This window comes from Pseudomonas defluvii (genome assembly GCF_001695625.1).
GTDB lineage: Bacteria > Pseudomonadota > Gammaproteobacteria > Pseudomonadales > Pseudomonadaceae > Aquipseudomonas > Aquipseudomonas defluvii.
Genome location: NZ_MBPN01000243.1, coordinates 1 through 2,257, shown reverse-complemented (window position 1 = coordinate 2,257; position 2,257 = coordinate 1). Strand labels below are relative to the sequence as shown.

Genomic DNA, 2,257 nt, shown 5'->3' with positions numbered 1-2,257 from the left:
ATCGCCTTCCGTCTCAACGACATGAAGATCGATCCGTACATCCGCACCAAGGGTGAACGCGCTGGGGAACCGGCCGCAAGCCTGGAATCGACGCTGATCCACATCGGCCTGATCAAGATCGACGGCACCAAGGTCTATCCGACGAGCCCCGCGCAAGCCGAGACGCCGCCAGCCCAGGACGCATCCGCGTCCGAAGCCGAGGACGCCGGCCCCGCTGCCGATCAGCCTGCCGAGCCCGCCGAGCGCGAGCCCGAAGGTGAAGTCGAGAAGCAGGAGCCGGCATTGGCTGATTCGTTCTGATCGGCAAGGCCCTCGCGGGCCTTGTCGTTTTCCCAATCGCTAAGGAGAACCATCATGGCAGCCACATCGGCATCCGATAAATCGGTTTCGCCCATTGTCGTCCCCGGCCAACTCACGCTGCGCACCATTCGCGGCAAGAACGGCCCCTTCACCGTCGGTCGCCTCGCCACGCACCTCGGTACGTTCGAGGTCAAGGACCCGGAGCTGGAGCAATACCCCGAAGGCAAGTACGACGGGGAGTTCATCATCAGGTACATCTTCCCGAAGTCCTACCCGGTCGGTGGTGGCATGCGTTTCGAAATCCGCGCCAGTCTGGACGGAATGACGCTCTACGACATCGACAAACTGAGCCGTGACGAGGCACGCAGCTTCGCCACTCAGGACCTCGATCCACTTGATGAAGAGCTGGGCGAACAGCCTGCGGTAACGCCGGCCAAACCAGCCAAACCAGCCAAAACGTCCAGGCCCGCCAAGCCCGCACCTGTGCAGGCATCCGCAGACCCGCTGGTCGATACCACCCCCTTTGGTGTGGATGCGCCGACGCCCGCTACGGCGACTGCCTCCGGCAGTACCGAAGAGGGCGATGCCGCGCTGTTCGGCCTGCTGTGGCCGCTGGATGAGTCCGTGAAACTGGATTCGACCATCGACCGCCGCACCCTGCGCGCGCAGATCGCTCGCTTGAGCGAACTGGGTTATGCGCTGGACTTCAAGACGCAAGAGTGGAGCCGCCAGGCCGAACTGCAACCCGCGTAGTACGGAACGCTGCATCTGCGGTGTTCCTCACCCACCCGCCGGGGGCCTTCCCCTCGGGGGAAGCCTCCGGCTTCATTTCTCCCGGAGGCCTCTCATGGGCTGGTATTTCTCCCCCCAATCGCGGTCTGAACTGATCGCGGAACTGATCACACCGCAAGAGACCGAGCGCACCAGCGTGAAGGTCATCGCCCACGCACTGCGTGGCAACGTCCTCTGGTCTGTTACGCAAGTGACGGCCAAAGCCGACGGCGTACATCGTGATCTCGCGCCAGGTCAGTCCCTGCGCTATATCCGCTGCGATCTGCTGCAACGCAGCGGCGGCCAGTGGGGCTACAAGCCGCTGGACGAATCCATGCACCCGTACTACTACTCGTGCCCGCTGTCCTATCTGGATCTCGCACCGGAGCAATCCGCCGACTGGCGTGCAGGCGTTCGCGCCTACCACGCGCAGAGGCGCATACCCAAAGCAGCCCCGGCTACGACGCTGACGGCCTGAGCCAGGGCGTTTGCCCTACCACCCCAAGGGGCAGCACTTGCCCCAGCGGCGCTGCTGTTCCCGCTTATCCGAGGACACCACTATGCCCGCAAACCCTTCTTCCACCACGCTGTATCGCATCGACGAATGCCCGGACGTGATGGCCGACGCTTGCGTCGGCGATGACCAGGGCAATCTGATCTTCCTGTCGATCTGGGCGCGGGACACCGCCGTCCAGCAGTTCCTTGCTCGCCTGACCCTCGGGCGTGACGAGCAAGGCCTGGAGCAGTTCCACGTCATCACCGACCAGGGCGGCAGCGTCCCGGTGTTCGTCGGCAACGTCGATCGCCTGGAAAAGCGCATGACCCGCGCCTACCGGCGAACGCTGTTCGGTTCGCTGTCCAACGTGTGGCTGTTCGATCGGCGCTGCGTCAAGCCCGACAAGGCCAACGCCAGCGCACTGGCATTGCTGCCCCGCGATAGCGACCACCGGCTTGACCGCCTGTGGACGTTGGTGCAGGACACCTGCCCACTGCCATTGCTCGACCACTGGCGCGAAACCGTGCTGGAACTGCTGCAAAGCCGCGAGATGCTGACCCGCCTGCCGTTCGCCCTCGGGCCTTTGGTGGGCCATCGGCTCGCCATCGACGTGCCGGCGCTGACCCAGGCGCTCGGCTCGCTGATCCGCAGTGACGTGCTCACCGCCTATCCCTATCCGGCCAAGATTTG

General features: G+C 64.3%; 4 protein-coding genes. All 4 read left to right on the top strand.

Annotation, left to right across the window (positions count from 1 at the left end; translation table 11 throughout):
* The coding region (locus tag EKA13_RS26970; protein ID WP_125862978.1) for a DUF3577 domain-containing protein at window positions 1-300 on the top strand (300 nt) is incomplete at its 5' end.
* A gap of 54 nt (window positions 301-354) precedes the next feature.
* Window positions 355-1,053, top strand: coding sequence for a DUF3275 family protein (locus tag EKA13_RS26965; protein ID WP_003158623.1), 699 nt, complete (start codon window positions 355-357; stop codon window positions 1,051-1,053).
* 94 nt (window positions 1,054-1,147) lie between these two features.
* The gene (locus EKA13_RS26960; protein ID WP_003158624.1) at window positions 1,148-1,549 is read left to right on the top strand and encodes a hypothetical protein; all 402 of its coding nucleotides are present in this window, start codon (window positions 1,148-1,150) and stop codon (window positions 1,547-1,549) included.
* A gap of 82 nt (window positions 1,550-1,631) precedes the next feature.
* Window positions 1,632-2,257: hypothetical protein (locus EKA13_RS26955; RefSeq protein WP_065762012.1), on the top strand; the 626-nt coding region annotated here is incomplete at its 3' end.